This is a genomic window from Bradyrhizobium lablabi, assembly GCF_018131005.1.
Classification (GTDB): domain Bacteria; phylum Pseudomonadota; class Alphaproteobacteria; order Rhizobiales; family Xanthobacteraceae; genus Bradyrhizobium; species Bradyrhizobium lablabi_D.
In genome coordinates this window covers 168,431-194,317 of the sequence record NZ_JAFCJK010000003.1, presented here as the reverse complement: position 1 = coordinate 194,317, position 25,887 = coordinate 168,431, and the positions used below count along the sequence as shown (strand labels likewise).

Sequence of the window (25,887 nt, the reverse complement as noted above, 5' to 3'; positions counted from 1 at the left end):
CGCCATCTTTTCGGCTGAGTTGCACGTTCAGCTTGAGCCATGTCGGAGTCCAACCTCAGCGCTTCGATCGAACAGATCGATGAATCAAGACGGGTGGTTCCAAGCGCAGACCCCACGCGGCGGACGCTGTTGTTGAGCGCGCTCGCGGGTTGCGCCTGCCTCGCGACAAACGAGCCCGTCGTTGCCGAAGACGAACAGCCGGGCAGCAATGAGCGGCCGCAAAAGGCCGATCTGCTGGTTCGCGCCGAAGGCGACAAGGCGGGCGAAGTCATCAAGCCGGATGACCTGAAGCTCGGCGGGCCACCGCTGCGCGCCTGGCCGAAAGATCCGAAAACGTCGGTCGTGCGCAAAGGTTCGCGACTGAACGAGGTCGTCATCGTCAAGCTCGACCCGAACGAACTCGACGACGACACGCGCGCGCGCGCCGCCGACGGCATCGTCGGCTATTCCGTCATCTGCACGCACGCCGGTTGCCCGATCACCGCCTGGGTCAAGCAGGAGCAGGGCGACAAGGCCGTCCTCAAATGCATGTGCCACAATTCCGAATACGACCCGCGGCAGAATGCGCAGGTCGTATTCGGGCCGGCGCCGCGGCGCCTGGCAGCATTGCCGCTCGCGATCGCGGACGGCGCAATCACTGTCGCAGCAACGTTCGTCGGAAAGGTGGGCGCCCAGCAGGGAGGATGAGGCCGCATCGGGATTTCTGCACGACCTAGAACTGAAAAAACAACCAGATTAGGGAGGTAGCATCTCATGAGCAGGAAACAGTGGTTATTGTCGAATTGTGTCGCGTTCACATGCCTCGTCTCGACTTACGCCGTCGCAGGGCCGATCGAAAACTACAGCCCGGTAACGGCAGCACGTCTCGAAAATCCCGAACCCGGCAACTGGATGCTCTATCGCCGGACCTACGACGGACAGGGCTATAGTCCGCTCACCCAGATCAACACCTCCAACGTCAAGAACCTGGTACCCGTGTGGACCTTCTCCACCGGCGTGATCGAGGGCCACGAAGCGCCGCCGATCGTCAACAATGGCGTGATGTTCGTCGCGACCCCGACGGGGCAGGTCATCGCGCTCAACGCCAAGACCGGCGAGGAATATTGGCGCTACAAGCGGCAGCTCCCTGACGACCTGTTCCAGCTGCACCCGACCAGCCGCGGCGTCGGCCTTTGGCAGGACAAGCTCTATCTCGCCACCACGGACGACCATGTCGTCGCGCTCGACGCCAAAACCGGTAAGGTGCTGTGGGACACCAAGGTGCAGGACTACAAGAAGGGGCAATACCTGACGCTGATGCCGCTGGTGGTCGACGGCAAGGTGATCGTCGGCGGTTCCGGCGGTGAGTTCGGCGTGCGCGGCTACGTCGTCGCCTACGATGCCGACAGCGGCAAGGAATTGTGGCGCACCTTTACCATTCCCGGCGAAGGCGAGCCGGGCCATGAGACCTGGAGCGGTGACGACTGGAAGTCGGGCGGTGGATCGGCCTGGATGACCGGCAACTACGACAAGGATACCAAGACGGTCTACTGGGGTGTCGGCAACGCCGCGCCGTGGCCGGGATCAGCCCACGCCGGCGACAATCTCTACACCAGCTCCGTGCTTGGTCTCGATCCCGAGACCGGCAAGATCAAGACCCACTTCCAGTATCACCAGAACGATTCCTGGGACTGGGACGAGGTCGAGGCGCCGATGTTGATCGACCTGCAGCGCGACGGGCGTTCGTTCAAGAGCCTGATCCATCCGGGCCGCGATGCGATCTTCTGGGTGCTGGAGCGCAAGGCTGACAAGGTCAACTACGTCACCGGCTGGCCATTCGTTAAGACCAATGTCTGGAAGGGCATCGAAGCCGAGACCGGCCGGCCGATCGTCGATCCCGCGCACAAGCCGGTGATGGGCAAACGGGTCGAGTTCTGTCCGTCGCTATGGGGCGGCAAGGACTGGCCGTCGGCGGCTTACAGCCAAAACACCAAGCTCGTCTACGTTCCCGCCAACGAGAATTTCTGCGGCGGCTTCACCGGCGAGAAAGAGCCGCTGGTCCCCGGCCAGCTTTGGCTCGGCACCAAGCCTGAGGACATCGGACTGACGCCGGCCCCCGATGCCACTCATTTCGGCGAGTTGCAGGCGTGGGACCCGGCGACCGGAAAGAAGGTCTGGTCGCACAACTTCAAGACATCGCAACTATTCGCCTCGGTGACTGCGACCGCCGGTGATCTCGTTTTTGCCGGCGGCACCAACGACCGCAACTTCCGTGCCTTCGACGCCAAGACCGGCGAGTTGCTGTGGGAGCAGAAGACCAACTCGGGAATCGTCGGCATGCCGGTCTCCTATGAGGTGGACGGCACGCAATATATCGCGGTCCAGTCGGGCTGGGGCGTCGATGCGCAACGCATCCAGGATGCGCTCGCGGGCAAGGTTCCCGGCTTCGAGAACAACGTGCCGCAAGGAGGCGTCGTCTGGGTCTTTGCCGTCAAGAAGTAGCGGCGACACGAGACAGCAGCGGCTCGGCAGGGAAGCGGCGGATGAAAGTCCGCCGCTTCTTGTTCTATTTGCCTTTGGTATCGACCTTCCGCTTCTCGTCGTCGTTCATCTTCTTGATGGTCGGATCACGGCTGGCTTCGCCGGTGGTCTGGCTGGTGGTCGCCGGCGGGCCGTTGCCGGGAACCGACGTCTGGTTCGGCAGCACCTTGGCGGGCCTTGTCGCGGTGCTCGATGGCGCGTTGCTCTGAGCGCTGGCGCTCTGGATACCTAAAGCGAGGACGCCCGCGAGCAGGGATGCCGCGAGCGTCCGGTTCGTCATGGGAAGTGCGTTCATCGATCCGCTCCTGTCAGATCGATGAAAACGGCTGCTTCCGTCTATCGTTCCATCTTTATGGTGCCCGCCTCAAGTCTCCAGTTGCTTGCCGATCGGGAGTGCGCGCAAACGCTTTCCGGTCGCGGCAAAGATCGCATTGATCAGGGCCGGTGCGAACGGCGGCACGCCGGGTTCGCCGACGCCGCTCGGTGGCGTGTCCGGACCCGGAGGCACGATGTAGACGTTGGTCACGGCAGGAGATTCGTCGATTCGGATCACCGGGAAATCGTCAAAATTGCCCTGCTCCACCTTGCCGTCCTTGAAAGAGATCTCGCCATACTTGGCGAGACTCAAGCCCATGATTGCGGCCCCTTCGATTTGCGATTGGATGCGCTCCGGGTTGATGTAGGTGCCGCAATCGATCGCGGTGTCCACCCGCGGCACCGTAAGCTGGCCCTTTTCGCTGACCGCCACCTCGACGATGCTCGCGATGTAGCTCACGAAGCTGCGATGCACCGCGATGCCGAGGCCATGGCCCTTCGGCACCGTGCGCCCCCAGCCGCCCTTTTCGGCGACGAGTTCGACCACTTTTCGCAGCCGCGCGGTGTCGATCGGGTAACTGTCGTAGGGCTCGCCATAGTTCCAGGGATCCTTCACCGAGGACAAGTTGACGATCCGTGGCGACCCAATCAGTTCCAGCAGCATATCCTTCGGGTCGCGGCCTGTCGCATGCGCGATTTCCGCCACCATCGACTGCACCGCAAAGGCGCGCGGGATGTTCGACACCGAGCGGAACCAGCCGATGCGCGTGAACGCAGCGGCTTCCGGATTCTCGCATTGCAGGTTCGCAATCTCGAAAGGATTGTCGATCAGGCCCATGCCCAGTTCGAAGGGGGCCGCGTGGTTAGCACCGGCCGCGAAGGTCGAGGCGATGGTCGGCGCCACGCTGCGGTGCCGCCAGGCGATCACCTTGCCGTTCTTGTCGAGGCCCGCCTCGATCCGTTCCACCGAGACCGTGTGCAGGAAGTCGTGACGAACGTCGTCCTCGCGGGTCCATTGCACCTTCACCGGTGCGTTGAGCTCCTTCGACAGTAGCGCCGCCTCGAGCGCGAAATCGCATTTCGATTTGCGTCCGAAGCCGCCGCCAAGCAGCGTGACGTTGACGGTGACATTGTCCTCGGGGATACCGAGCGTCTTGGCGACATCCTCGCGTGTGCCACCCGGGCTCTGCACCGGCGCCCAGATCTCGGCCCGGTCGCCCTTGACGTCAGCGACCGCTACCGGCGGCTCCATGCTGACATGGGCGAGGTGCGGCAGGTAGTACTCGCCTGTGATCACCTTGTCGGCGCTCTTGAGCGCCGCCTCGACATCTCCTTCCTTACGCACGACGAGGCCGGGTTTTCGCGCGGCTTCCTCGAGTGAGGCACGATAAGCCACAGAGTCATATTTGCCGTTGGCGCCATCATCCCACACGATCTTCAGCGCGTCGCGGCCCTTGATCGCCGCGCCCGTGTTGCGCGCGATCACCGCCACACCGCCGAGCGGTTGGAACTTGGACGGCCACGGCCATCCCTTGACCTCCATCACTTTCTCGACGCCCGACACCTTCATGGCCGCGCTGCCATCAAATGACACCAACTTGCCGCCGGTGACGGGGGGACGCGCGATCACGGCGTATTTCAGGCCGGGCAGGCGGACATCGGCGCCATAATGCGCCTTGCCGGTGGTGATGTCGCGCAGGTCGACAATGCTGACCTCGCCCTTGCCGAGATAGCGGAAATTCTTCGGATCCTTGAGCTTGAGGCCCTCGATACCCGGCACCGATTCCTTGGCGGCGTCGGCGGCAAGATCGCCGAAGCCGATGCGGCGTCCGCTCGCGCTGTGAACGACCTCGTGGTTTTGCGCCTTCACTTCGGTCGCCGGCACGCCCCACTTCTTTGCGGCGGCGGCTTCCAGCATCGAGCGCGCCGAGGCGCCGATCTGGCGCATCGGGATCAAATAGTGCCGCGTGCTGCGCGAGCCGTCGGTATCCTGGTTGCCGAATTTGACCTCGTCGCCATGCGCCTGCTGGACGCGGACGCGTGACCAGTCGGCATCCATTTCCTCGGCAACGACCAGCGGCAGGCTGGTGCGGACTCCGGTTCCCATCTCGGAACGGTGTGCCACGATGGTAACGATGCCGTCGGGCGCGATTGCCACGAATACGCGCGGGTCGATCACGACGCCATGAGGCATCTTGCCGGCGCCGGTCTCGTACGCGAAGGCCGGGCGCGACATCACGGGCGCGGCGAGCACGAAGCTGCCGGCGATGCCGAGGCCCTTCAGGATGCTGCGACGGGAAACGTTCTCTACCTTGACGTGCTTCTCGAAGCCGCGAAGCTTGCGGGGATTGGTGAGGATGTTCATGTCACACTCCCGTCGATGCGAGGTGGACGGCATTCTCGATGCGCTGGTAGCAGCCGCAGCGGCAGATGTTGCCCGACATCGCCTCGCGGATTTGCTCGTGCGAGGGTTTTGGGGTCTCATTCAATAGCGCCGCCGCCTGCATGATCTGGCCGACCTGGCAATAGCCGCACTGCGGAACGTTCATCTGGCGCCACGCCTTCTGGACCGGATGATCCCCGGTCGGGTGCAGGCCTTCGATGGTGGTGACTTCGCGCCCGACCACGTCGGAGACCGAGGTGATGCAGGCGCGCACCGCCTGCTTGTCGACGATCACGGTGCAGGCACCGCACAGCGCCTGGCCGCAACCGAATTTGGTGCCGGTCAGTCCGGCTTCGTCACGGAGATACCAGAGCAGCGAAAGATCGGGGTCGCCGTCCCAATTCTGTTCCTGGCCGTTGATTTTCATCTTGATCATGGTCTGTCCTCGCTCTGCCTAAGCTATTGACCGATGCGGCGCAGGGCGGAACACACTTCCACTCGCCAGCAGCCGCGCTGTTTTTTGTTTGCCAAGATTTTCTCGTGAACAAATTTGCTGATGCGCCAAGTTCGCGCGTTGCTCCAAGCCCTCCTTTTCGCTCCTTGGCGCCGGCTGGCGCAGCGCGACGGTGCTGCGAATTCAGACGCCGGGGTGGAGATGACTCACAGTTTGCTATCCTGCACTGCCGTTTGTCAAAAGCAGGGCCGTCCTGACCGCCCCGCGCCACGCACGAGAGGCGACTCGCGGCTGTGGGCACGGATTGGCTCCACCCCTGGGCCAGGCATTTCGCGCTGGGGAGAGGGCGTACGGGCTTTGGCGGGCCACATGGCGGCATTCCGTGCCGAAAAAATGCCCACAGCCGTAAAGCATCACGTGACAAAACCCCACCGCAACGCACAAGCCATCTTGCGGCAGGCGAATTTCAAGGCTATTGCCTGAGGTCTCAACGCTCCCTTCGTCTAGCGGTTAGGACGCGGCCCTCTCAAGGCTGAAACAGGGGTTCGATTCCCCTAGGGAGCGCCAAAAAATAGCGCGATCAAAGCGCTATAGGACGGTTAGCCAGCACGGTTAGCCAACCGGGTTAGCCAGCCCATTCCCGCAGGATTCCGGCGCTCCCATACGTTCCCGGGATCGCCCCGCTACTCCACAACGGGGGACATGGAAATAACGCACCCACGGGCTTCCTACGCGGTTTCCCCAAAATTCGGGTAATATTGCCACGATGATTCGCCCGAAAATCAAAACCTGCCGGACCTGCGCCCAATGTCTGCCGGCTGACTGTTTTGAACATCAGCGGCGTATCTGCAAGCCTTGCCGCCGGACTGCAAGGAACGCCGTCCGGTCTTCATTGCGAGATCGCGACAAGGAGCGTCGTTACTACACGTCAAATCGAGAAGCCCACATCGATAGAGCAAAAGCCAGGTATCGGGAAAACAGAGCGCTGATCATTGAACAGACGCGCCTCCGAGAGCGCGCATATCGAAAAGAAAATCCTGCCTTCATCATCGCGCGGCGTATCGGGAAGAGGCTTGCCAAGGTCTTGAACGGCAAACGACCGAAGGGCTGGCAGGAACAGATCGGCTATGATCCGGCGTTGCTGGTGCCCCATCTCGAGGCGCAGTTCGAACCTTGGATGACGTGGGATAACTACGGCACAGAATGGCACATCGACCATAGGCGACCAGTGTCATCGTTTGATCTCCCGGCGCAGATCAAGGAGTGCTGGGCCCTTTCAAATCTTCAACCCTTGAAGGCGATCGACAACTTGCGCAAAGGCGCAAGCTGGCAAGCGGCCGCCTAAAACGCAAAAAAAGGCCCCGCCGCCCGGTAAGGGCAAGCGGGGCCAAGTCAGCGCAGGTCCGCCGATGGTCTCAGTCTGGTGGGGCGACGAATTTCTTATAGGCCGTGATCCAGTCGCTCGCGATCGCCTGCTGCGCCTCTTTCGGCGTCAGCGTGCCATCGCAGATCAACCGGTGCAGCCTGTTCTCAAGCTTGTCCTTCTGATGCGCGTTCCACTCGCCGGCGTATGGCTGTGGCCACAGGTTCTTGGCGTCGTTGCTGCCACCGAGCTCGAGCGAGATCAGATGATCGACCTCGCAACCGGCTTTCTTGCACCATCCGGTCTTGTTGGTGAGACCGTAGAGCGCGAAGACCTTTTTCTTCGTCGAGGCGGTGACGTTGCGCACGGTCGTGGTCTTCGTCGTGCAGATCGTCTGCCGGCTCATGGTCCGGACATCGCCCGGCGTCTTGTCGATATCGTTGAGCGCGCCAGGCGCAAGCGCCGCGCAGATGGCAGCCGCCATCAGGCACCCAGTAGCCATTTTCGGATTTCCCTTTTCAGGAGCGCAGCGATTTCGTCCAGTAGGCCGAACCGGGCTGGCCCCATCGCTGCTCGGGGTCGCACCGCTCAAATCCGGCCTTACGGAAATTGTTGATGCAGTGAGCGTTGTCGGCCCGGCACTCGGCGACGAGCTGCGTCCAGCCGAGCAGCCGCGCCTTGACCTCGCGCGCGGCCAGCATGCGCAGCTGCAAGCCGTGGCCGTGATGATCGGCCTTCACATAGCAGCGCTTCAGGTAGCCGACGCCCTCGAACGGCGTCATTGGCACGAGGCCGGCGAACGCGACCGGCGCACCACGAAACGACGCGAGCCACCAATAGCCGTGCAGGAAGTGGCGCGGCTCGAGCTTCGGGAAGTAGTCGTCGAGCGCGTTTAAATCGCGGATGGTGCGGGAGAAGATCAGGCCGTCCACCTGCAAGATCAGGTAGTCGTCGATCGTGCTCATCACCCCATCATCCCCGGCATGAAGCACCGGACCACCGGCATACCGTTGAAGTGATAGAGCCAGACTTTCGCGGTGCCGGTGACGTTCGGCACGTTGACGATCGCCTCTTCCGGCACGTCGACCCATCCGCCTTCGACGAACACCTCGAAGGTCTTGCCCTTGGTGCGCCACTGCAGATCGTTCAGCGATGTGGCGTCCTCGTCAGGGCCGCCGCAGCACGGTCCCTTGCGGGACTGCAGCGATCGATACCACTCGTTAAGCTCGGGATGATTGTGATCGTGAGCGAACGCAAAGCCCGCCTGCGCTGCAAGCAGCAGCGCGACGAGCGCCCCTGTGATGAGGGGCACGCCTGTGTTTCTCATTTTGGGTGATGCTTTCTATACGCCGACGGTCCGCCGCCGCCGTTGAACTCTGGATTGAGGATGACGTCGTGGCGGATGACGAGCGACTCGAGCGCCTTGACCGTCAGCTCGTTGGCCTGATGCTTCGCTTTGAAGTCGGCGAGGATCTCCGCCTTCATTTCGTTGAGCCTGTTCGTGATCCAGAGCACGGCGCCGATGACGGTGCCGGTCCACAGAATCGCGAGCGTAACCCCGGCGCAGATCGCCAGGACCCATTCCGGGGTCATTACCATTGCCTTCGGCCCTAGCCGGAGCCCTGTGCCGACGGATCGGCGCTCGATGGTGATATGATCACCGGCGGCGGCGACAGTGTCTTCGAGTTCGGCATGCCCGGGGTCAGGTGGGCCATGATCTCAGACAGGACGTCGTTGATCGCTGCGCCATTGTCGCCCTCGGCGACATGCTTGGCCGCATTGTCGACCACCTGCAGCAACCCTGCGATCAGCGGCATGAACGGCACCGCGACCGCGCCGCCTGGAATGAAGCCGATCATTCCCGAGATGAACGGCAGGGCTTTCATGACGGCCTCGTCGACTTGCGCGACTTGGACCGCAACGGTCTTCACGTCTACCATCGAACGTTACTCCTCATGTGACTTTAGGGCTTTGAACGAACTCCCAATCGACGAGCCCTTTGCCGTCGATCTGGATGGCCTGCGAGGCAGCGAGCGTGAGATCGATGCCGGCGAGATTGGTGTGGCGGCCGCGCGTGTCGGTGCCGGTCTCGGCCTGCGGCCGCGCGCCGGTCTGCCAATAGGGATCGTTGGTGTTCCACGGCCCGACGTCGACGATGTCGCAATCGACGGACAGACCCGAGCGCTTGCCGGTGACGCGCACGCGCGGCCGATCGCCCTGGAAGTGGAAGGGCAGCGCGACGCCGAGCGCGCTGTCGTCGATCGCGCCGCCGTAGGCCGATTGCTGGCCGCCGAAATAGGTCGCGACGATGTCGGTCTGCACGCCTTGCCGCGCCGGTGCTGCGGAGGCGGATGGCGCAACCGTGACGCTGGTCGGCGATCCAGTCGGCATCATCACCGCGCCGGTCGTCGGCAGCGGTACCGACTTCGGCCACCAGTAGCCGATCAGGCCAAAGGTCGATGACGACTTCGCCAGCGCCTCGATCTGCACCATGTCGTTTTCGTTGCCGCCAAGCGTCCACACGCTGTTGGCATTCTCGCCGCGGTAGAAGCCGACATGACCGAGACCCGAGTCCTGCGTGCCGCGCCAGAACACGACGATGGCGCCGAGCGCCGGGCCCTGCAGCTGCACGAAGTTGGGGTTGGAGCGGAACGACTGCGACGATGCCGATCGCGTGCCGGCGATGCCGGATGATTCCAGCATCGCGTTCGCGAAGATCGCGCACCACGGATCCCCGAGCGCGCCGCAATGGCCAAGCGCGATGTAACGGTCAATGCCCTGGTTGTTGCCGGTCTCGTGAAAGCCGATCTCGTGCAGCGCCTTTTGAAACCAGGGCGGCGCTGCATCAAAAGGGCCGGTCGACTTCGGTGCCGGCGGAGCAGGCGGCGGCGAGGGAGTGACCGGCGGCGGACCTTGCACGATCACCGGCGGCGGAGGCGGCGCCGTCGGCAGCGACAGCCGCGACAGCGCCTGATCCAGTGCATTGATCACCCGCCATTGCAGGCAGGCCATGCCGAGAAAAACCAATATCAGCACCAACCACGGAAGCGCCGTCATGAACTCCGCCGGGATACTCATCGCGTAACGTCCTCATGAAAAAGCCGCCCGGAGGCGGCGTGCAGGGAAGCGTGTCGAGTGAGGGTCAGAAGAGATTGCCGGCGGCGATCAGGTCTTTGACGGTGATCGGCCCGGCAAAGCCGTGCGCCTGCCACCACGGGACGCCCGGAGTGATCAGCGCCATCATCTGAGCGAGGATGTCTGCCGTCATGCCGTTGGCAGGATCGGCGAGCAGGTCCGGCGCGATCTGCTGGACGAGGTTGAGGTTGGCCGGGTCCGAGGTCACCAGCATCAGCTCGCCGAGAGTCTCCGCCTCATAGAGAACGACGGCTAGAATGTAGTTGGTCGCGGTGAGGCAGGGCTGCGTCGCTGCGGCGGGATTGGCGACGTAGGCCTGCATCTTATCGAGCACGCCGTGGGCGCTCATGACTTTCTGGATCTCGGAGCGCTGCACATCCACGGCAGGCCCGATCGCCTTCAGGCTGTTGATCGCGGTCAGCTTGTCGATCGTCGTCATGCCGGCCGGATACTGCGACCAGGCCGCCTGCAGCGCTGAGACGTCGGCGGCCATCGTCACAGCCTGATCGGATCGACGATGTCGCCGAAGATCGACACGGCGCCGGATTGCCCGTTCAGCACGGTCGGGCAGCTCGGGTTACTGGCGTTGCACTGGGTGTTGGCGACGCGCAGCCTTCCCTTCTGCAGCGGGTTGCCCATGAACACGATGCCGGCGTTGACGCCGCCGCCGATCGTCGACCAGTCGACATCGGTGAAGCAGCGCGCGGTCTTGTGGTTGACCAGGAGGCAGGTGTCGACGATCTCCGGATGCATCCGCTCCATGCGCAGGATGCCTCCCTTCATGACCATGCCGATCGTGCCGGGGATCGGCAGGTTGTAGAGCGGGCTTGCTGGATCGTTCGACTGCCGGCCGGCGCAGGGTTCGAAGCCATCGAAGTGGATCAGCGTGCCCTCGCCATAGTCGAGCAGCACGCCGGGCAGATTGGGTTTGGTGCAGGCGGTCGTGACCTGCCTGAACTTCGCGATCGAGGCGCCGCCGAAGCCGATCTCGGCCCAGATGCAACGCCGCTTGTAGCCCATCACCCTCACGTTATCGAGGATCGGGTCGGTGTCCTGGGTGTTGTTGGTGTAGACCATCGCGGCGCCCTGGGCGGCGTCGACATTCGGGTTATTCCACAGGATCATGTTTTTGATCTGGTTGCCGAACGCCGCGTAGTGCCGCGTGCCATCGCCGAGATCGATGAAGTGCCGGCTCGGATCGAAGCTCTCCTTGACCACCAGCGTGGTGGCGAAGTTGCCGCTTCCCTGCAGCGATACGCCGGGCGGCAGGACCAGTGGATGGCCGATCATGATCGAACCCTTCGGCAGGATCAGCGTGTCGCCCTCGCAGCCGCCGTAGTCGGGCGAGATGCCGCCCGGATTCTCGCCGGCACAGTTCGCTGCATCCTGGATAGCTGTCCACCAGTCGGTGGCGCAGGCATCATTTCCAAACCAGTCTCCTCTGACGCAATAGGGTGGTGCTGACAGGTCGATCATGGGCATTCCAATTCCATTTACGAGGGGTAAGCTTTACAAGACGGCCTGGCCGCCGGTGGACTGCGTCCCGGCGATCGTGCCGGGGAACTGCGATGCGCCCAAGATCGCGCCGTTGACGGTGGCGTCGAACTTCTTGCCACTGACGAAGGCCGGATTGACGAAGGTGACGGGGATCGTGATCGGCATGTTGATGATGCCGCCCACCACGGCCTGCGCAGCTGCTGCGCTGACCGAGATGGCCGTCGAGACCGTGTAGACGGTGCCGCCCGCAGGGTTGATGCTGCCGCCGGTGTTCGCGAGGAATAGGTCTTGCGATGAGCCGTTGAACGTATGCGTTCCCGGCTGCAGGCTGGCGCCTGAGTTGCAGCCGAACACGGCGAGGCCGATGCCGTTGCTCGCGGTGTTCATCGTCACCATGGTCGCGCCGGTCGATGCGCTGAAGCCGTTGAAGGCAGGGTTGCTCGTCTGGACGGTGAAATTCTTGACCGTCAGTGTGTTCGGCCCGAAGACCGCAAAGCAGGTCCCGATCGAGCCGCCATTTACGGTCGTGGTCGCAGCACTGCCGCCATCGATGACCAGCGCGGGACCAGCCGTCGACGGTGTCTGAACCGACTCGTTGTAGGTGCCTGCCGCAACCGAGATCGTGATCGTGAACTGGCTCGGCGCGTAGCCAAAGGCGGCCGCTACCGCCTTGCCGATCGTCGCGAACGGTCCAGAGGTGCCGCTGCCGACGGTCGCTGAGGTGCCGTCGTAGAGCGTATCGCTGCCGGTCGAGCCATTGACGAAGATCGTCGTGTTGGCGGATGGCTTGCGATAGATCAGGCTGGTGGAGTTGGCGACCTGATATTGGGTGCCATCATAGACGATCAGCAACACCTCGCCGGCCACGAACAGGCCGTTCGGCGGGTTCTGAAGATCGCCGGTCTTGATCGCCTTGGTGCCAAGGCCAGAGACGTTGATCGTGGCGGCACCGGTGATGGTATTGGCGAGCTTGATCTCGAGCGTGAGGCCTGCAACCTGCTGGCCGGCCGTGATCGCCGGCGAATAGGTGCCGATCAGCGCATTGACCGTGCCGGTGTCAGCGACGTAGGGGATGCCGACGACGGTATTGCTGTTCGTGTTGGTGCCGGTGCCCAGATAGTTCGCCATCTGGAAATTGGTGCCGTCATAGGTCAGTTCGACCACGCCGCCGGATACGATATCGTTGGCCGAAAGCGCGATGCCGTTGCCACGCCGGATCGAGACGTTGCCGAGGCCATTGACGTTGACGGTCGAGGCGCCGGTGTTGGCGTTCAGCGCCTTGAACTTCACGGTGAGGCCAGCCGTCAGCGCCAGCGGAATCGGCTGGCCGGCAACGAAGGTGACGACATAGGCGTTCGCGGTGCCGGTGTCCTGGCCGGCATAGATGTAGTTGCCGCCTTGGACCTGGAACGGCACCTGCGGCAGCGTCGGGAAGAACGGCGCGCTCGGCAGCTGCGCGATGTTGTTCGCGATGACCTGCGTCGCGCCGTTCGCCACCGTGATGGCATAGAGGCCGACGAAGCCGGCATCAGCGGCGGGCGTCACCTGCGTGCCGGTGGTCGCCGGCACGCCGGCCTTGAGCGCCACAACGCATTTGCACGACCTGATCGTGAACTGCGAGGATCCCGAGTTGGCGGGACCAGAGAACGGCTGCGCAGGGTTCGCCGAGTTATAGTAGCTCAGCACCGTAGCGCCGGTGTCGATTGATTGCAGATCGGCCTGCACCAGGAAGACCTGCGAGAAGCCGGTCGTGCCGGGCGGCGTGATCGTCAGCGACTGCGCCGCCTGCAGGATGCCCTGCTTGACGATGTTGTTGCTGTTGATCCCGAGCGTGCCATAGGCGGAGGCGTCGATCTGATCGATCTGATAGATCGAACCTACGCCGACATTGACCACCAGAGACGCGGGCGCGGTCGGCGTGCATGCGAGACCGGACACCGCCGTGGCGGAGCCGATGACCGCGGCGTTGAGATACGCCTGTCCGATCATCGCAAACAAGTTGCTGTCGAGGATGTCGGTGTCTTGCGGCAGCTGGCCTGGATACACGATCACGCGGTCAGTCATATGGCCGTCCTTGCCCAATAAAAAACCCGCCTTGCGGCGGGTTCGGAGAGGTGAGGTTTTGAAGTGGTCAGCGCATTCGCCTTGCGCGCACGACTACGTTGGCGTTAGGCGCGACGCCGGTGTAGGTGGCCTGCACGTTGAGGAAATAGGTCGTGGTCGTGGAGGGCAGCACCTGGATCGGTGCAAAAGCCATCGAGCTCGAATGATCGTTCATGGCCGTCACGCGCTCGTGCAGGGCGAGCGAATTGGTGATGGGAGTGAGCGATGAGCCGGTTGTGGAGATGGCTGCGCTCCAATCGGTCACCGAAGTGCTTCCGCCGGCGTTGAACTCGATCTGACCTGATATGTCCCAATCACCGGCCGTCAACGAGATGCTGGCGCCGACAACGGGGGACGCATTTGGCAACGTCCCGGTGTTGAGAGACGAGACGATGACTTCGCCGACGTTGCCTGCGCTTGCTGCGGTGTTCGTGGCGATGCCGGGGACGCTGCCAGCCACGATCTGGTATTGGCACGGCGAGCCGGCATTGCTCGAAAGGTTGTCGCAATTGCCTGACGTCGACAGACCCGCGCCGGCCGTGTTCTTCTGCTCGGTGACCGTGCCGGATCCCGCCGCGCCACCATCCTGGATATTGCCGCTGGCGTCATAGGTCGCGACATGGCCTGAGACCGGTGCGGAGCCGCTATAGGTGACGAAGTTCGACGTGTTGCCCTGCCGCGCGCCGCTTGTGAAGGGCGAAGGCAGGCGAGCAGTGCCAAGCGTGCCGGAACTGATGTTGCTGGCGTTGGTGGTGTTTGTCGTCGCGCTCGCGACGAAGCTCGCGCCGCCGGTCTTGGTGCAGGTGATCGCTCCGATCGCGTTGATCGTGCAGTCGCCGCTCAGCGCCACGTCCGCCGGGTTGCCGGAGGCGTTGCCGACATAGATGTGCGTGTTTGCCAGCGACAACCGCTGAAGATTGAGCGTGCCTGATCCGATGTTGCCGGCGTTGGTGGTATCGGTGGTCGCCGAGGCCACAAACGGCAGGCCGTTGGTCTTGGTGCAGATCAGCGATGGCGGAGACACCATCGAGCAATCGCCGGCCACGATCGAGAGGATCTGGTAGGGCGTCAGCGTCTTGATCGCGCCCGACTGCAGGCCGACGATCCGCTCGGTGCCTGCAAGCGACGACGCTGTCGGCGCGCCCGTGATGTAGGTCGAGAACGGGACGTTCACCTGCGCAAGCGCCGGCACCGCGCCCGCGAGCCAAGCGAAAGCAGCCAGCAAAATGCTGCGCACCATCATCATCACGACGATTTCCCTTATTTCGTCACAAGCAGGTTGCTGCCGTCCGTCAGCGGATTGCCCGCGTCATCAGTCAAAACCAGCGCCGGCGACGTGAAGCTGATCCACGCAATCGATCCGGTCGGCTTCGTCATGTTGATCTGGTTGTAGATCAGGGCATCGGTGATGCCCTCGAGCTGCGTGGTGCTGCCGACATATTCGATCGCGCCCGCGCCATAACCGGCGATCGTGCCGTCGTAGCCGTCGACGCCTGGCACGCCGCTCGGCGCGCTGCGGTGGACCTGCATTAAGACCTGGGCCGGCAGGTTCATGTTGCCATAGCCGCCGTTGCCGACGCCGTAGCCGAACTGGCCGCCGCTGATCACTCCGCTCGCTTGATGGGCATAGCCGCCGGTGTCGCCAGTGTTCCACGGCTCGAAGATCAGCGGCACCAGGCCTGTGATCCGCGTCACGGCGTTGCTCATGCCGGCGCGCGTCACGCGCTCTTGCAGGATGGTCGCGCGGATCACGGCGCGGAAGCTGTCGTCCTGCAGCCCGCTGCGGGTCAGCGCTCCGCCCAGGAAGTCGTAACAGAAGATATCGAGCCAGATGCCATATGCCGTCGCGAGCCGGGTTTGAGCCTTCGCATATGCGATCAGCGTGAAATTCCATGCCGCGGAGTCGGCGAGGCCGCCGATGATGGCATCACGATACGGCGCGACCCACCTAAACCAGCGATGCGGAATGAGCTTCTTGACGCGGGCGACGATGTCGTCACTCGTTGACGGCGCCGTAGCGGCCTCCGTCACGACGACAGGGGGCGGCGTCGGATCGGACTGTTGGCCGAAGAGGAGCAGGAGCATATCGGGCCTTTAGCTCACGGCAATGATGCCGGGCTTGATCGTGGCGTAGCGGATGACGAAGGTGCCATCCTGCGTCAGCTTGGTCGGCAGCACCGAGGCCGCATCACCGCTCGCGCCATTGAGCAGGACGCCGCCGACCTGCGTGACGCCCGGCACCGAGTAGGCCCAGGCCGACAGGATCGAGAACGGCAGCGGATTGCCGAGCCCGAGCTGCTTGATGTTGACGCCGATCAGCGCCACGACCTGCGAAACTACCGTGTTGTGATCATAGCCGAGCGCGGTCTGGATCTGCATCGAGACATTGGCGATGAAGATCGTTGGCGCGAAGACCGCGGCCTGAACCGAGAGCGGCCGCACCGCGTTGACCGCATCCGTGACCATCTGCAGGAAGGCCGGCGAAGGCGAGCCCGAGCCGTCATCGGCGACGACGAAGAAGTAGCCGGGGTGAAAGCTGCCGTCGAGGTTATAGGCCTCGGTCAACGTGTACTGCACATTGACTGCGGTGCCCTCGATCGAGGCCTGCAGTCCGAACGCATCGCCACGCGACAGGCCGAGGATGTAGGCGGCGAACCGCGCCTTCAGCGCGCTGTCGCTTTCCTGGTCGGCGCCGTTGATGAAGCTCGCGACATTGGTGACGGTATCGATGCCGGTGATCGGCGACGTCATCACCGTGATGGAGCCTGCGACCACGTTGCCTGCGGAGCCCGCGACAACCGCCTGCACCGGCACGATGATCGAGTCGACATTGGCCGCCAGCGTGTAGCCGTTCGGATCCTGCGAATAGGTGCCGAAGGTCGGATCGGCGATGACGGCGAAATCGTTCTGGCCATCGTTGGTCTGCACTGTCGCGCCGACCGGGATGAAGCATGTCGCCGGCGCCGCGGTGAAGCGGGCGAATGTCACCTGCCCGCTGGCCGCCTGCGCGCCGAGCCGCGGCGATGTCGTTCCGACAATCGGCGGCATGAAATCTGCGGTGAAGGTATCGACGTCGACGCCGCTCGCGGTCGACAGTCGCGAGGCCTGCAGCACCAGCAGCACCAGGCCCTGAAACCAGAGGAACACGCCGGTGAAGCCCTCGGCGATCGCACGCAGCGTCGATCCCTCCGAGAAGTCGATCAGCTTTTTGGCGCGGCCCTGGATGCCGGCGATCGTGTTGGCGACGATCGTATCGAAGCTTTGCGTCGGAAGGTTTGCCATCAAGTCCTCACGACGTAATCTCGAAACTGACCGACGTGCCGGTCTTGGCGTCCCAATAGAGGATCGAGATCGTGACGATGCCGCCGTCCGCTTGCGAGACGGTCAGCTGCGCCGGCGGCGAGGGCGCAACAGAGGCTTCGAGCGCGAGCTGCGAGGCGACGATCGACTTGATCTCTTCCACCGAGTACACCGAGCCGATCTTCTGCGGCAGCCCGGCGCCGTAGCTCGGATGCCAGACGTAGCCTTTCTCGGCGGTGAACAGGCGGCGCTCGAGGCGCTGGCGCACCTCGTCATCGCCGTCGACCAACAAGAGATCGCCGTTCGAATCCGGCTGAAAATCGTCGTTCCATTCAAGCGAGACGTCGGCCATCAGGCTTTCGCTTTCAGCTGGCGTTTCAACTCGGCGATCTCGCGCCGCTGCTCCTCGACGAATTCCTGCAGCGCTACCAGCGCGATGATGCCTATCTTTGACTCTTCGACGCCGAGGAAGTCGGTTGTCCGGTGGACGAGCTCGGGGAAGTGCTTCTGATATTCCTGCGCGATCACACCCATCGATCGTACGCCGTCCTCATGGATGGAATGCTCGCCGCGCTCGTTGGTCCTGACGAACCGCTTGCGGAAGGTCTTGACCTTGATCTTCATGGCCTTGTCGAGCACCGGCGGCAGGTCCTTGATGTCGCTTTTGAGACGTGCATCCGACGTCGTCACGTAGCTGAGCGCCGTCATGACCTTGGTCAGGATCAGGTTGTCAGAGGCGAGAAGGTTGCCGTTGTGCGGCAGCTGCGGCGCCGTCGTGGTCACCGCCTGGCTCGACGTATGGGTCACGCCGTTGTTGTCCCATGTCGTCTTGTGCTGGCCCTGGAAGGCGCTCGCCAGGATGCCGTCCTTCGCGTCGAGCACATGGGTGTGGATCGCCTGCGCGAACAACCCGGCGCCGAGCGCGCCCGTCAACGACGACAGCGCCGACTGCATCGAAGAGACGAGCCCCGCCATGGCGCCGGCGCTTGCGGACATCATCGATGTCCCTGCCGTGGCGATCGCCGAGGCGAACGTTCCGCCGGCGCCCCCGGTGAAGCTGGACGCCAGCGAGGAGATGCTCGAGCCGAGCGAGTTGAGGCCGGGAAGTCCGACGCCAGCGCCGGAGAGCCCGGCGGCCTGTTGGATCATGCCGGAAAGCTGATTGAGCGAGTCGAGCCCCGGATTGTCAGGCGTCTCTGGTTGCGATGGGACGATCCGGATCTTATGCGTCATTTCGTGGTGACCGTAATGTTGCCCTTGCCGTCGTAGAAATGCGTCGCGCCGTTGCCGTCGGTGATGGTCAGCGTGCCGTCGTTCTTGAAGTAGAGTTGCTGGCCACTTCCGCCCTGACCACTCTCGGCCGTCTCGTCGAAATCGCCGCCGGTATTGTCATCGCCAAGACCTGACTTGCCGGTCGACTTCTTGAACTTCGACCAGATCACGATCTCGCCGGACTGCACCACCGGCGGCTTTTCGTCGTCGGAGTGAACGCGCTGGACGATCTTGCCGGACTCGAGGTCGCCTTCCTGGAAGCGAACGATGACCTGATCGCCAGAGTTCTTGCCGTCGCCCGGCTGCAGGCCGATGGCGACGCCATAGGAATTGCCGATGTGCCCGGTCTCGATCGGCAGCCAACCGGACTCCTGCTGCTCCGGCATGAACATGACCTTGGCGAGATACTTCTCGGGGTCGTAGCTCGTGACGACTGCGTGGCGCTCGTGAAAGCGCGCGTTGCCGATCGCGCCGACGCCGCCGTGCATATAGCGCATGATCTGCCGGTAGATCAGGTCGTCCAGATTGCTCACGACGCCGACCTTCCTGATTTCGGCGACCGGGCCGAGATGTGGGTCCGATGCCCGCTCATGCCGAAGTCGTGGCTGACGTGATCGATATCGTAGGTCTGATCGAAGTCGGTGCCGTTGAGCTGCAATCCCATGCCGGCCTGCACTGAGGGATCGCCGACCACGGTCGCATGTACCAGGAGCTCGTGGCGCGCTTTTTCAGTTGCTTCCGATTTCGCGTGCCGCCTCGCATGGTCCTCCGTCAACGTCGGCACCTGATAGAAATAGCTCAGCTTCGGGCCTTTGCCCTCGACGTTCGACGTGTAGGAGAAGATCTGCCGCTTCTTCGGATGCCATCCCCGCACGGTGACGGCGACGGGGCGAGCGGCCTGCAGATTATGGAGAACCCGCAGTTCGACGCAGTCGGCAGAGATCGGTTCGATCTCCTGGTTGATGGTGATCGAGTAGACGCCTTCCGGACTTCCGATCGGCTGGTAGTGGAATTGGCCCTGCGGATCGACCCACCATCGCGCGCCATCGAGGCGCGCCATCTCATGGATGATGCGGGCAAAGGTGTTGTTCTCCGACAGCTTGACGAAATCCTGCTGCAGTTGCTTGCCGGCCTTGACCAGGCTGGCGGCGACGTTGCCGGAGAGGCCGACGCGGCCGATCAGGTCCTGCACGATCTCGGATGGCTTCTTGTTCAGCCATTTCTCTGACGTGTTGTTCTCATGCAGCTTTGACGACTTGTCGCGGCCCCGAAAACGGATCGTGCGCGCGATATAGTCGAAGCCAACCTCGTCGAGCTCGCCGGTGATCAGCGTCGCGGTCTGGCCGCGCGTCATCACGATGACTGAGGCTTCCGTTCCTGCCGCTAGGCCGGCGAACGTCGCGCGCGCGCCGTTCAAGGCCATCGGGATCACGCCGGAGAACGACGAGGTCTTCCGGTCAGCGGTCTGCTCGACGTTGCCGTGCTCGATCGGAAATTGACCGCCGGCGACGTTCAGCCATGCCGCATGCGGTCCGACGCCACTGCTGATTGCCATCTCATAGACCCAGGATTCCGGTCTGCGGACCGCTCGGCAGCACCGGCGGGATCAGGATGTCTTGCGAGCCCACGATCCACGGATCGGTGATGCCGTTCAGCCGCGCGATCGCGACCCACTGCAGCGGATCGCCGGTCTGCTGCATCGCTATGCGAAACAGCGTGGTGTCGCTTGCATGCACCACCTTGGCCGGCACAGTGGCCGCGATAAATCCGACGGTCATGATAGCTGGTTCAGGTTTGCCGACACGCGGCCGACGACGCCGCGCATCAGTGAGAGATTGGCCTGATCTTCGGCTGCAGTGACGACGGCATCGAAGCCAATGACCATACTGGGCGCGTCGACCGGCGGCACCCATGTGTCGAGCGTGCTGGTCGCGGTCAGCGCGCTCTGAATGTCGTTCACCAGATTGCCGGCGTTGAGCTGCAGCGCGGTCACCGTGGCATGCGATGCCTGCGCCAGCGGCACGGCCTCCGCGACCTGCTGCTGCAGACTCCCGATCTCGGTTGCGATGTTGGCGGGAATGCTCATAGCAGGCCTGCGGCGAGGGAAAGATCGGAGGAGATCAGCCTGTCGATGCCGCCTGGCACCACGCCAAGCAGTCCGAGTCCCGGGTTCTGGACCACCATGCAGACCACCGAATATTCAACCCAGACCGGCTCGCGCCTGATCAGGTAGAGAAACTCCGCGACGATGACGAGGCGCGATTGGCCGCCCCAGGTCAGCGTCACCACCTGACCGGCGGCGCGGATGCCGTCGAGCACAAGCGCGGTCTGGTAGGCGTCGTCGCCGAAGAACTCGCCTTGCCAGACGATGTCAGCCTCATCCGGTCCAAGCGTATCGATGGCGCGCGATCCGCCCGGCAGCTTATGCACCACCATCGCTTGCCGGCCGCCGGCGCCCATGCGCCGGGGCGTCGAGTAGGAGTCGAAGGCGATGCCGGCGAGGATGAGGGTGCTGGGCATGTTTATGGCGCCGGGAACGAGATGCCGTTAACATCCGGCGCGGACGTATCATATTTCGACGCCGAGCTCTGCTGTTCGGACACCGCGGCCGCGAGCGCGCGGCCATCGATGTTGAGATTGAGATGGATCGGCGGCACCACGGCCTTGGTGCCGCCAGGGAAGACGCCGCCTCCGCCAGCTGGCACGCCGCGGAGAGCATCGAGGTTCGCTTTCGATCGCGCCTTTTCCTCAGCGTCGAACTTCGCCTTGCTATCGCGCGACTGCTGCTCGAGGTATTGCGCGGCGACGCCGCCGACGCCACCGACCACTCCGCCAGCAACCGCCCCTGGAACGCCGCCATACATGAAGCCGACTGCCGCGCCGCCGACGGCTCCGGTGATCGCAGCGCCGCCCATCTTACCGTCATTCTTCGCGCCAGGGATCAGGTCGCGGATGCCCTCGATGATCTGCTTGAAATTCTTCAGCGCCACATTGACGGAAGGCAGGATATCCTTGCCGAGGTCCATCATCAGGACATTAAATTCCTGCATCGAGGTGCGCGCCTGCTGCACCGTCGATCCTTCCTTGTAGGCCTCGACGAAGCCGGCATAACGATTCTTGAACTCCGGAGATTCCATTTCCTTGCGAAGCGCCTGCACCTGCTCGCGCACCGCTGGATCTGAAAGCAGCGCGAGGCCGCCGCTACCCTGCGCGCCGAACAGTTTGCGCTCGACGCCGGCGCGCTCCGTCAGCGGGATCTTTTCCAGATTGGTCCCTGCGATGTCCAACATCTTGAACAGGTCGGGCTTGCCGTTGGTGAACCAGAGCGGCTTGTCATCCTTATCGAGTAGGCCGAGCCGGCGCAGCAACTCGTCGTGACGCTCGGCCTTCTTCTCGCTCTCGAAGATCGCGGTGCCCGGCATCGCGCGGATCGCCATTTCTCGGAGCCATGTGCCCGATTTTGTCGACGTCGCGCCGGCGCGCGTCAGCGCGGTCCCCATCAGCAGCGACTGGATCGGGTCGACCTCGAGAGACGATTGCAGGATCGGCGTCGCATATCCGGCCGCGCGCTCGATCGATTTCAATGACTCCGGATTGGCGGTCGAGAGAAACGCGAACGCCGGGGCCAGTTTCGCGATCGACTTTGCATCATACTGCTTCGTCATGTGCGCGAGGCCGATCAATGCCTTCATCGATTCCTGCGGACTCTCTCCCTTCAGCCGGCTTTCGATCGTCGCCGCGCGCAGCATCTCGGGCAGCACATCCAGGCCGCCGCCGGGCGTGCCCTGGAACATGCGGATTTCCTGCTTTGCGCTCTCCGAGATTTCGTGCAGGCCGTAGCCCGATTCCACCATCGAGTCCTGCAGGACCTTCCGAAACTTGGCGCGGTTGGCGTCGTTCTGCTCGAGGCCGGCGTGATAGATCAGCTGGAAGACCGCGTCTTCCATCTGCGCCGCTTCATAGACGCCATAGCCAACGAGGCCCGCGGCCGCCGCTGCGCCACCGCGCATGCGGATATGTGCACCGCCCGGGATACCCGCCGACGGCCCGCCGATGTGCATGCCGCCGGATAGCCCCGCCATGAAGCCGGGTTGATGCCGCCCGCCAATGCGGGGAGGAGCACCACCGCCACCACCGCCGCCTACGGACCCGCTGGCGCCCCGGCGTGCTGCCGTGGCGATCTGGCGCGCATTGCCGGTCGCTGCCGTAGATGCGACTGCAATCCGCTCCCAGGCCGCCGCAAGCGACTGCGCCTCGGCCACGCCAGCCGCGCCAGGACCCGCCAAGGATTTCTTGCTGGCCGCGGTGATTGACCGGTTGGCCGATGAGGCCGCCTTGCCAACCTCGCGCCACGCCAGCGCCAGTGCCTTCGCCTCGCCCGTGGCGGCGGCAAGCCCTGGCATCTTGGCGATGCCGGCGATGTTGGCCTTGGCCTTGTCGATCGCGGCGCTGAGCTCGCGAACCTGTTTTAGAATCTGGGCAAGCGCCGGCGACGCCTGATTGATGATCCGGAAGACTGCGCCGACTTCGAACGATGTGATCACTTGAGCAGCGCCTTACCCGTCAACAGCGAGACCGCGATCGCGCCGAACACGTCAGCGGCGAATGGCAGCGACCGTTTCAGCGCAGGCTCGCACACCGGCCGCGGCGGGATCCCGCGCGACGTTCCCATTTCCTGCCAGAGCGCTTTCGGGTCCGCCGAGCCAACCACCATCGCAAGCGAGGCTGGGTCGACTTCCTTGCGATATGAGCCGGCCATGGCGCCGGTGCGCTTCAACGGCGAGGGGACCGGGAAGCCCTTGGCGACCTTGTCCTTGATCGTGGACTCGGCGAGCGGAGCCCAGCCCGGCTGATAGTGGCCTGGCAGTTCGGCCGCGATGGACTCGGCGAGTTGTCCGACCTTGTCGAGACCGATGGCGAGCTTAGGCTCGACGGTCGCGAGCGACCGCGACAGCATCGCCTCGAACTCTTTCAATTCCATCATGTCGGCCTCACCCACTGTCCGACGTCCCAATCGAATGAGGCGCCCTTGTTCTCGCCGCTGGCGACGATCCACGCCATCAGGAAACCGTCGTCGGCCGAGAAGGCCACATCGAAGTCGAGACCAGCATGAACAGCGGCGACCCGTAGCTTGAACCAGGGTCGCCTGCTTAGTTTTTTGCGGCTTCTTCCTCTGCCTTTTTGGCTTCCTCGTCCTGCCTGTTCAGCTTTTCGAGCGCGACGCCGGCAGCATTGATGCCCTCGAAGCCGAGTTGCTGGATCATGAACTCGACATCCCGCTCCGTGCTCGGGATCGGGAATTTGGTCGCGTCGATCTTGCGCACCGTGGCCGCGATCATCGCGAAATCCATTGCCGCCTGGTTTGAGGAGACGGCGCCCATCGCCTTGGCGAGGCGGTAGTATTGCAGTGCATCAAGCTTGCTGACCGTGATCCGCCGGCCCCTGGTGTCCATCGCCCAATCGGTCGTATTGGCCGCTTCCGCTATCGATTCGGAGGGGGTGTCTTTCGCTTTACTCATGACTGTCCTATGTTGACGCAACCATTAATGGAACCCAGACGATGGCCAAGGCATTCATTTACGTGATTTCCGGCGACCACGGCCGGCAGAAGATCGGCATCACTGACAACCCGGCGCAGCGCATTAAAGACCTGCAAACCGGGTCGCCCTTTCCGCTGAAATTCGAATTCGTCGGCGAGACGATCGACAACGTGGCCGGCCCGATCGAGGTCGAAGCCCATTTCATGCTGAACCAGTACAAATCGCCGGGCGGCGACGAGTGGTTCACGGTGCCGCCAGACGTCGCGATCACCGCCGTGATGGCGGCCGCGCACCGGCTCGGCTATCGCGTCAAGCCGGTCGATGCCGATGCGATCGCGCCGAAATATCCGCCCATGATCGGCGGCAGGCCGCCGGCGTGGGTCTGGGTCCTGCTGTCGCCGGCGATTGCGTTTTTCGGCTACACGTTTTTCTTCAGCCTGGTGCCGCTCTTTCAAGCGGGAGCGATCACACACACCCAACTCGCCCTTGGCGCGCTGGTGTATTCGTTCGCGATCTGGATCCTGCGCGTCGTCGTCACCCTGCTCGGCGTGTGGAGCGGGATCGGTCCGAGGCTCGCCATCGCCATCAGGCCGTCGGCGATCTGGGCGGCGCTGCGAGCGCCCTGGACCGAAGAACAGCGCTACTACTAGAGCGGGTCGGTCTCGGGATCGAAGGGCTTCGGCGGCGTCTCTTCGGCTTTGACTTCCGGCTTCGAGCGCGCAGCATAGCCAGCCTTGCGCCGCGCGACTTCGCGGCCCCATCCTTCTTCGAAGGTCTCGTGACTCTGTGCGCCTCGCATGCCCGGATACGGGTTGCCGCGGATGTTCGTCATCGCCCCGCGCGTGTAGAAGCCGAGCCCCTGCTGATGCATCATATACATCTCAGTGTCGGTCGGGTCGCGGTGATAGTGCTGGCGGAACACGGTCCTATTGGCGTCGAAGTAGCGCGCCGCGGCCATCGCGTTGTCTTGCGCGGAATAGATGTTGCCGCCGCCGCCGAACCGCGCCCATTCGCTCTTTGGCCCGCGAGAGCCCATCTGGAACAGGCCCTTGTACTGCGTCGAGCGGTTGGCGTTGCTCGAAGGATTCATGCCGCTTTCGATCGAGGCGATCGAGCGCATGAAGTTCGGATCGAGGTTGTGTGCGCGCGCGGCCTCGACGATCGCGCGGTCGACTTCGGCCGAGCCCTGGTGCACCGGATGGCCACGCTCGCCGCGATACTCTTCGCCGCGCGGTTGATAGCCCTGGCGCTGCGGGCTGACGGGGTCCGTGTCGCCCTCGCCACCAAAGCGCATGCGCGGCTTTTCAGGCTCGCGTCGGCGCTGGCGGTGCTCGTGATGTCCCGGCTCGCGATGACGGCCGCCGTGATGGTGGTAGCCGTGATGCGGCGCCGGCGCGGGCTCTTTCGTGCCGCCCTGCGGTGTCTCCGAGGCGCGGCCCTGCGGCTCATAGCCTTCGAGGTCTGGCGTGAACGTGTCGACGACATCGCCTTCGGTCTGCGAGACGACGCCGACCTGCCTGCCGTCAACGGTGATGATGCCGACCTGCATCAGGCGATCGGCACCTTTTCGCTGCTCATGCCCTCGAGCGCGAGTGTGACCGGCTTGTCGCGGCTGATCTCGCCATGATCGGTCAGGAAGATCACCATCTCCGTGTACTGGTAGCGGCTGATCGAGCCGTCTGGGTTGATGATGGTTTCCTGCAGATAGCCCGGCTTCTGAATGGCGCCGGCGTTGAACGACGCCGACGCCGCGACCATGAAATCCTCAAGCGCCGCACCGGTCCGCGTGATCGAGAAATCGATCTTGAAGCCGTCAGGCACATAGCCATAGCGCGGCACCCGGTTGTAGGGCATCGACTTGATGTCGTGCTTGAGCGCGATGATCTTGACGTTCTGGACGTCGCCGAGATCGACCAGCGCGCCAGTTGCACCGTCGAAGTAGAATAGGGCGTAGTCGACGCCCGTGTTCATTCCGTTCACCGGCAAGGTGACCTCCTATTGAGTT

31 protein-coding genes and 1 tRNA gene are annotated in these 25,887 nt (G+C 63.5%); 5 read left to right on the top strand and 27 right to left on the bottom strand.

Annotated elements, in window-relative coordinates; all coding sequences use genetic code 11:
• Nucleotides 1–39 precede the first annotated feature (39 nt).
• Nucleotides 40–687, top strand: coding sequence for a ubiquinol-cytochrome c reductase iron-sulfur subunit (locus tag JQ553_RS10800; protein WP_212499926.1), 648 nt, complete (start codon nucleotides 40–42; stop codon nucleotides 685–687).
• 66 nt (nucleotides 688–753) lie between these two features.
• Entirely contained in the window at nucleotides 754–2,481 is a 1,728-nt protein-coding gene (locus tag JQ553_RS10795; RefSeq protein WP_212499925.1) for a methanol/ethanol family PQQ-dependent dehydrogenase, read from the top strand.
• A 64-nt stretch (nucleotides 2,482–2,545) separates the two neighbouring features.
• Here the strand turns inward: JQ553_RS10795 and JQ553_RS10790 are convergent, their stop codons facing one another.
• From JQ553_RS10790 to JQ553_RS10780, 3 genes are all read right to left on the bottom strand, one after another.
• Complete coding sequence (locus JQ553_RS10790; RefSeq protein WP_249144153.1) at nucleotides 2,546–2,815, bottom strand: hypothetical protein; 270 nt, start codon at nucleotides 2,813–2,815, stop codon at nucleotides 2,546–2,548.
• A 69-nt stretch (nucleotides 2,816–2,884) separates the two neighbouring features.
• Complete coding sequence (locus JQ553_RS10785) at nucleotides 2,885–5,200, bottom strand: molybdopterin cofactor-binding domain-containing protein (protein ID WP_212499924.1); 2,316 nt, start codon at nucleotides 5,198–5,200, stop codon at nucleotides 2,885–2,887.
• Between the two features lies 1 nt (nucleotide 5,201).
• Nucleotides 5,202–5,654 carry a (2Fe-2S)-binding protein gene (locus JQ553_RS10780; protein ID WP_212499923.1) on the bottom strand — a complete coding sequence of 151 codons (453 nt, stop codon included), beginning with the start codon at nucleotides 5,652–5,654 and terminating at the stop codon, nucleotides 5,202–5,204.
• Nucleotides 5,655–6,164: 510 nt separating this feature from the next.
• On the opposite strand from JQ553_RS10780, the gene JQ553_RS10775 reads away from it, so the two are divergent.
• Together JQ553_RS10775 and JQ553_RS10770 are read left to right on the top strand one after the other, a co-directional pair.
• Nucleotides 6,165–6,239: transfer RNA gene (locus JQ553_RS10775), tRNA-Glu, on the top strand.
• Nucleotides 6,240–6,438: 199 nt separating this feature from the next.
• On the top strand, nucleotides 6,439–7,017 hold the full coding sequence (locus tag JQ553_RS10770) for a hypothetical protein (RefSeq protein WP_212499922.1): 579 nt from the start codon (nucleotides 6,439–6,441) through the stop codon (nucleotides 7,015–7,017).
• A gap of 70 nt (nucleotides 7,018–7,087) precedes the next feature.
• Here JQ553_RS10770 and JQ553_RS10765 read toward each other — a convergent pair whose 3' ends face one another.
• The 22 genes from JQ553_RS10765 to JQ553_RS10660 all read right to left on the bottom strand — a co-directional run bounded on the left by JQ553_RS10765 (nucleotide 7,088) and on the right by JQ553_RS10660 (nucleotide 23,861).
• A complete protein-coding gene (locus tag JQ553_RS10765) occupies nucleotides 7,088–7,537 on the bottom strand; it encodes a hypothetical protein (protein WP_212499921.1) in 450 nt (149 codons plus the stop codon).
• Between the two features lie 16 nt (nucleotides 7,538–7,553).
• Nucleotides 7,554–8,000: a GNAT family N-acetyltransferase gene (locus tag JQ553_RS10760; protein WP_212499920.1), complete on the bottom strand. Its 447-nt coding sequence runs from the start codon at nucleotides 7,998–8,000 to the stop codon at nucleotides 7,554–7,556.
• A complete protein-coding gene (locus tag JQ553_RS10755) occupies nucleotides 8,000–8,347 on the bottom strand; it encodes a hypothetical protein (RefSeq protein WP_312015120.1) in 348 nt (115 codons plus the stop codon). The genes JQ553_RS10760 and JQ553_RS10755 overlap by 1 nt, the downstream gene beginning before the upstream one ends.
• Before the next feature lie 11 nt (nucleotides 8,348–8,358).
• The gene (locus JQ553_RS10750; RefSeq protein WP_212499919.1) at nucleotides 8,359–8,628 is read right to left on the bottom strand and encodes a hypothetical protein; all 270 of its coding nucleotides are present in this window, start codon (nucleotides 8,626–8,628) and stop codon (nucleotides 8,359–8,361) included.
• 17 nt (nucleotides 8,629–8,645) lie between these two features.
• Nucleotides 8,646–8,975: a hypothetical protein gene (locus tag JQ553_RS10745; protein WP_212499918.1), complete on the bottom strand. Its 330-nt coding sequence runs from the start codon at nucleotides 8,973–8,975 to the stop codon at nucleotides 8,646–8,648.
• Nucleotides 8,976–8,988: 13 nt separating this feature from the next.
• Entirely contained in the window at nucleotides 8,989–10,113 is a 1,125-nt protein-coding gene (locus tag JQ553_RS34390) for a hypothetical protein (RefSeq protein ID WP_249144151.1), read from the bottom strand.
• A 64-nt stretch (nucleotides 10,114–10,177) separates the two neighbouring features.
• A complete protein-coding gene (locus JQ553_RS10735) occupies nucleotides 10,178–10,663 on the bottom strand; it encodes a hypothetical protein (protein WP_212499917.1) in 486 nt (161 codons plus the stop codon).
• Nucleotides 10,664–10,665: 2 nt separating this feature from the next.
• On the bottom strand, nucleotides 10,666–11,646 hold the full coding sequence (locus tag JQ553_RS10730; protein ID WP_212499916.1) for a hypothetical protein: 981 nt from the start codon (nucleotides 11,644–11,646) through the stop codon (nucleotides 10,666–10,668).
• Nucleotides 11,647–11,679: 33 nt separating this feature from the next.
• Nucleotides 11,680–13,731 carry a hypothetical protein gene (locus JQ553_RS10725; protein WP_212499915.1) on the bottom strand — a complete coding sequence of 684 codons (2,052 nt, stop codon included), beginning with the start codon at nucleotides 13,729–13,731 and terminating at the stop codon, nucleotides 11,680–11,682.
• A 67-nt stretch (nucleotides 13,732–13,798) separates the two neighbouring features.
• Nucleotides 13,799–15,019 carry a hypothetical protein gene (locus JQ553_RS10720; RefSeq protein ID WP_212499914.1) on the bottom strand — a complete coding sequence of 407 codons (1,221 nt, stop codon included), beginning with the start codon at nucleotides 15,017–15,019 and terminating at the stop codon, nucleotides 13,799–13,801.
• A gap of 11 nt (nucleotides 15,020–15,030) precedes the next feature.
• Nucleotides 15,031–15,855, bottom strand: coding sequence for a hypothetical protein (locus JQ553_RS10715; RefSeq protein ID WP_212499913.1), 825 nt, complete (start codon nucleotides 15,853–15,855; stop codon nucleotides 15,031–15,033).
• A 9-nt stretch (nucleotides 15,856–15,864) separates the two neighbouring features.
• Nucleotides 15,865–17,052: a baseplate J/gp47 family protein gene (locus JQ553_RS10710; protein ID WP_212499912.1), complete on the bottom strand. Its 1,188-nt coding sequence runs from the start codon at nucleotides 17,050–17,052 to the stop codon at nucleotides 15,865–15,867.
• A gap of 7 nt (nucleotides 17,053–17,059) precedes the next feature.
• Nucleotides 17,060–17,422, bottom strand: a complete 363-nt coding sequence (locus JQ553_RS10705) for a hypothetical protein (RefSeq protein ID WP_212499911.1) — start codon at nucleotides 17,420–17,422, stop codon at nucleotides 17,060–17,062.
• Entirely contained in the window at nucleotides 17,422–18,303 is an 882-nt protein-coding gene (locus JQ553_RS10700) for a tail fiber domain-containing protein (protein ID WP_212499910.1), read from the bottom strand. Before JQ553_RS10700 ends, JQ553_RS10705 begins: the two co-directional genes overlap by 1 nt.
• Nucleotides 18,300–18,875 (bottom strand): hypothetical protein, encoded by a 576-nt coding sequence (locus JQ553_RS10695; protein WP_212499909.1) that lies wholly within the window; start codon nucleotides 18,873–18,875, stop codon nucleotides 18,300–18,302. Before JQ553_RS10695 ends, JQ553_RS10700 begins: the two co-directional genes overlap by 4 nt.
• Nucleotides 18,872–19,897: a phage late control D family protein gene (locus JQ553_RS10690; protein ID WP_212499908.1), complete on the bottom strand. Its 1,026-nt coding sequence runs from the start codon at nucleotides 19,895–19,897 to the stop codon at nucleotides 18,872–18,874. Before JQ553_RS10690 ends, JQ553_RS10695 begins: the two co-directional genes overlap by 4 nt.
• 1 nt (nucleotide 19,898) lies before the next feature.
• Nucleotides 19,899–20,120 carry a hypothetical protein gene (locus tag JQ553_RS10685; RefSeq protein ID WP_212499907.1) on the bottom strand — a complete coding sequence of 74 codons (222 nt, stop codon included), beginning with the start codon at nucleotides 20,118–20,120 and terminating at the stop codon, nucleotides 19,899–19,901.
• Nucleotides 20,117–20,428: a hypothetical protein gene (locus JQ553_RS10680; protein ID WP_212499906.1), complete on the bottom strand. Its 312-nt coding sequence runs from the start codon at nucleotides 20,426–20,428 to the stop codon at nucleotides 20,117–20,119. The genes JQ553_RS10685 and JQ553_RS10680 overlap by 4 nt, the downstream gene beginning before the upstream one ends.
• Nucleotides 20,425–20,862 carry a hypothetical protein gene (locus tag JQ553_RS10675; RefSeq protein ID WP_212499905.1) on the bottom strand — a complete coding sequence of 146 codons (438 nt, stop codon included), beginning with the start codon at nucleotides 20,860–20,862 and terminating at the stop codon, nucleotides 20,425–20,427. Before JQ553_RS10675 ends, JQ553_RS10680 begins: the two co-directional genes overlap by 4 nt.
• A gap of 2 nt (nucleotides 20,863–20,864) precedes the next feature.
• A complete protein-coding gene (locus JQ553_RS10670; protein WP_212499904.1) occupies nucleotides 20,865–22,886 on the bottom strand; it encodes a hypothetical protein in 2,022 nt (673 codons plus the stop codon).
• Nucleotides 22,883–23,326 carry a hypothetical protein gene (locus tag JQ553_RS10665; protein ID WP_212499903.1) on the bottom strand — a complete coding sequence of 148 codons (444 nt, stop codon included), beginning with the start codon at nucleotides 23,324–23,326 and terminating at the stop codon, nucleotides 22,883–22,885. Before JQ553_RS10665 ends, JQ553_RS10670 begins: the two co-directional genes overlap by 4 nt.
• Before the next feature lie 166 nt (nucleotides 23,327–23,492).
• Nucleotides 23,493–23,861: a hypothetical protein gene (locus tag JQ553_RS10660; RefSeq protein ID WP_212499902.1), complete on the bottom strand. Its 369-nt coding sequence runs from the start codon at nucleotides 23,859–23,861 to the stop codon at nucleotides 23,493–23,495.
• A 41-nt stretch (nucleotides 23,862–23,902) separates the two neighbouring features.
• Between JQ553_RS10660 and JQ553_RS10655 the strand changes: the two genes are divergently transcribed.
• The gene (locus tag JQ553_RS10655; RefSeq protein WP_212499901.1) at nucleotides 23,903–24,532 is read left to right on the top strand and encodes a GIY-YIG nuclease family protein; all 630 of its coding nucleotides are present in this window, start codon (nucleotides 23,903–23,905) and stop codon (nucleotides 24,530–24,532) included.
• Here the strand turns inward: JQ553_RS10655 and JQ553_RS10650 are convergent.
• Nucleotides 24,529–25,431: a hypothetical protein gene (locus JQ553_RS10650; RefSeq protein WP_212499900.1), complete on the bottom strand. Its 903-nt coding sequence runs from the start codon at nucleotides 25,429–25,431 to the stop codon at nucleotides 24,529–24,531. The genes JQ553_RS10655 and JQ553_RS10650 overlap by 4 nt on opposite strands.
• Nucleotides 25,431–25,868, bottom strand: a complete 438-nt coding sequence (locus tag JQ553_RS10645; protein WP_212499899.1) for a hypothetical protein — start codon at nucleotides 25,866–25,868, stop codon at nucleotides 25,431–25,433. The genes JQ553_RS10650 and JQ553_RS10645 overlap by 1 nt, the downstream gene beginning before the upstream one ends.
• Nucleotides 25,869–25,887 lie beyond the last annotated feature (19 nt).

Bases quoted from the DNA above. Each gene is read 5' to 3' on its own strand.
- JQ553_RS10800 (WP_212499926.1), top strand. From the start codon at position 40: ATGTCGGAGTCCAACCTCAGCGCTTCGATCGAACAGATCGATGAATCA.
- JQ553_RS10795 (WP_212499925.1), top strand. From the start codon at position 754: ATGAGCAGGAAACAGTGGTTATTGTCGAATTGTGTCGCGTTCACATGC.
- JQ553_RS10790 (WP_249144153.1), bottom strand. From the start codon at position 2,815: ATGAACGCACTTCCCATGACGAACCGGACGCTCGCGGCATCCCTGCTC.
- JQ553_RS10785 (WP_212499924.1), bottom strand. From the start codon at position 5,200: ATGAACATCCTCACCAATCCCCGCAAGCTTCGCGGCTTCGAGAAGCAC.
- JQ553_RS10780 (WP_212499923.1), bottom strand. From the start codon at position 5,654: ATGATCAAGATGAAAATCAACGGCCAGGAACAGAATTGGGACGGCGAC.
- JQ553_RS10770 (WP_212499922.1), top strand. From the start codon at position 6,439: ATGATTCGCCCGAAAATCAAAACCTGCCGGACCTGCGCCCAATGTCTG.
- JQ553_RS10765 (WP_212499921.1), bottom strand. From the start codon at position 7,537: ATGGCTACTGGGTGCCTGATGGCGGCTGCCATCTGCGCGGCGCTTGCG.
- JQ553_RS10760 (WP_212499920.1), bottom strand. From the start codon at position 8,000: ATGAGCACGATCGACGACTACCTGATCTTGCAGGTGGACGGCCTGATC.
- JQ553_RS10750 (WP_212499919.1), bottom strand. From the start codon at position 8,628: ATGACCCCGGAATGGGTCCTGGCGATCTGCGCCGGGGTTACGCTCGCG.
- JQ553_RS10745 (WP_212499918.1), bottom strand. From the start codon at position 8,975: ATGGTAGACGTGAAGACCGTTGCGGTCCAAGTCGCGCAAGTCGACGAG.
- JQ553_RS34390 (WP_249144151.1), bottom strand. From the start codon at position 10,113: ATGAGTATCCCGGCGGAGTTCATGACGGCGCTTCCGTGGTTGGTGCTG.
- JQ553_RS10735 (WP_212499917.1), bottom strand. From the start codon at position 10,663: ATGGCCGCCGACGTCTCAGCGCTGCAGGCGGCCTGGTCGCAGTATCCG.
- JQ553_RS10730 (WP_212499916.1), bottom strand. From the start codon at position 11,646: ATGATCGACCTGTCAGCACCACCCTATTGCGTCAGAGGAGACTGGTTT.
- JQ553_RS10725 (WP_212499915.1), bottom strand. From the start codon at position 13,731: ATGACTGACCGCGTGATCGTGTATCCAGGCCAGCTGCCGCAAGACACC.
- JQ553_RS10715 (WP_212499913.1), bottom strand. From the start codon at position 15,855: ATGCTCCTGCTCCTCTTCGGCCAACAGTCCGATCCGACGCCGCCCCCT.
- JQ553_RS10710 (WP_212499912.1), bottom strand. From the start codon at position 17,052: ATGGCAAACCTTCCGACGCAAAGCTTCGATACGATCGTCGCCAACACG.
- JQ553_RS10705 (WP_212499911.1), bottom strand. From the start codon at position 17,422: ATGGCCGACGTCTCGCTTGAATGGAACGACGATTTTCAGCCGGATTCG.
- JQ553_RS10700 (WP_212499910.1), bottom strand. From the start codon at position 18,303: ATGACGCATAAGATCCGGATCGTCCCATCGCAACCAGAGACGCCTGAC.
- JQ553_RS10690 (WP_212499908.1), bottom strand. From the start codon at position 19,897: ATGGCAATCAGCAGTGGCGTCGGACCGCATGCGGCATGGCTGAACGTC.
- JQ553_RS10685 (WP_212499907.1), bottom strand. From the start codon at position 20,120: ATGACCGTCGGATTTATCGCGGCCACTGTGCCGGCCAAGGTGGTGCAT.
- JQ553_RS10680 (WP_212499906.1), bottom strand. From the start codon at position 20,428: ATGAGCATTCCCGCCAACATCGCAACCGAGATCGGGAGTCTGCAGCAG.
- JQ553_RS10675 (WP_212499905.1), bottom strand. From the start codon at position 20,862: ATGCCCAGCACCCTCATCCTCGCCGGCATCGCCTTCGACTCCTACTCG.
- JQ553_RS10665 (WP_212499903.1), bottom strand. From the start codon at position 23,326: ATGATGGAATTGAAAGAGTTCGAGGCGATGCTGTCGCGGTCGCTCGCG.
- JQ553_RS10660 (WP_212499902.1), bottom strand. From the start codon at position 23,861: ATGAGTAAAGCGAAAGACACCCCCTCCGAATCGATAGCGGAAGCGGCC.
- JQ553_RS10655 (WP_212499901.1), top strand. From the start codon at position 23,903: ATGGCCAAGGCATTCATTTACGTGATTTCCGGCGACCACGGCCGGCAG.
- JQ553_RS10650 (WP_212499900.1), bottom strand. From the start codon at position 25,431: ATGCAGGTCGGCATCATCACCGTTGACGGCAGGCAGGTCGGCGTCGTC.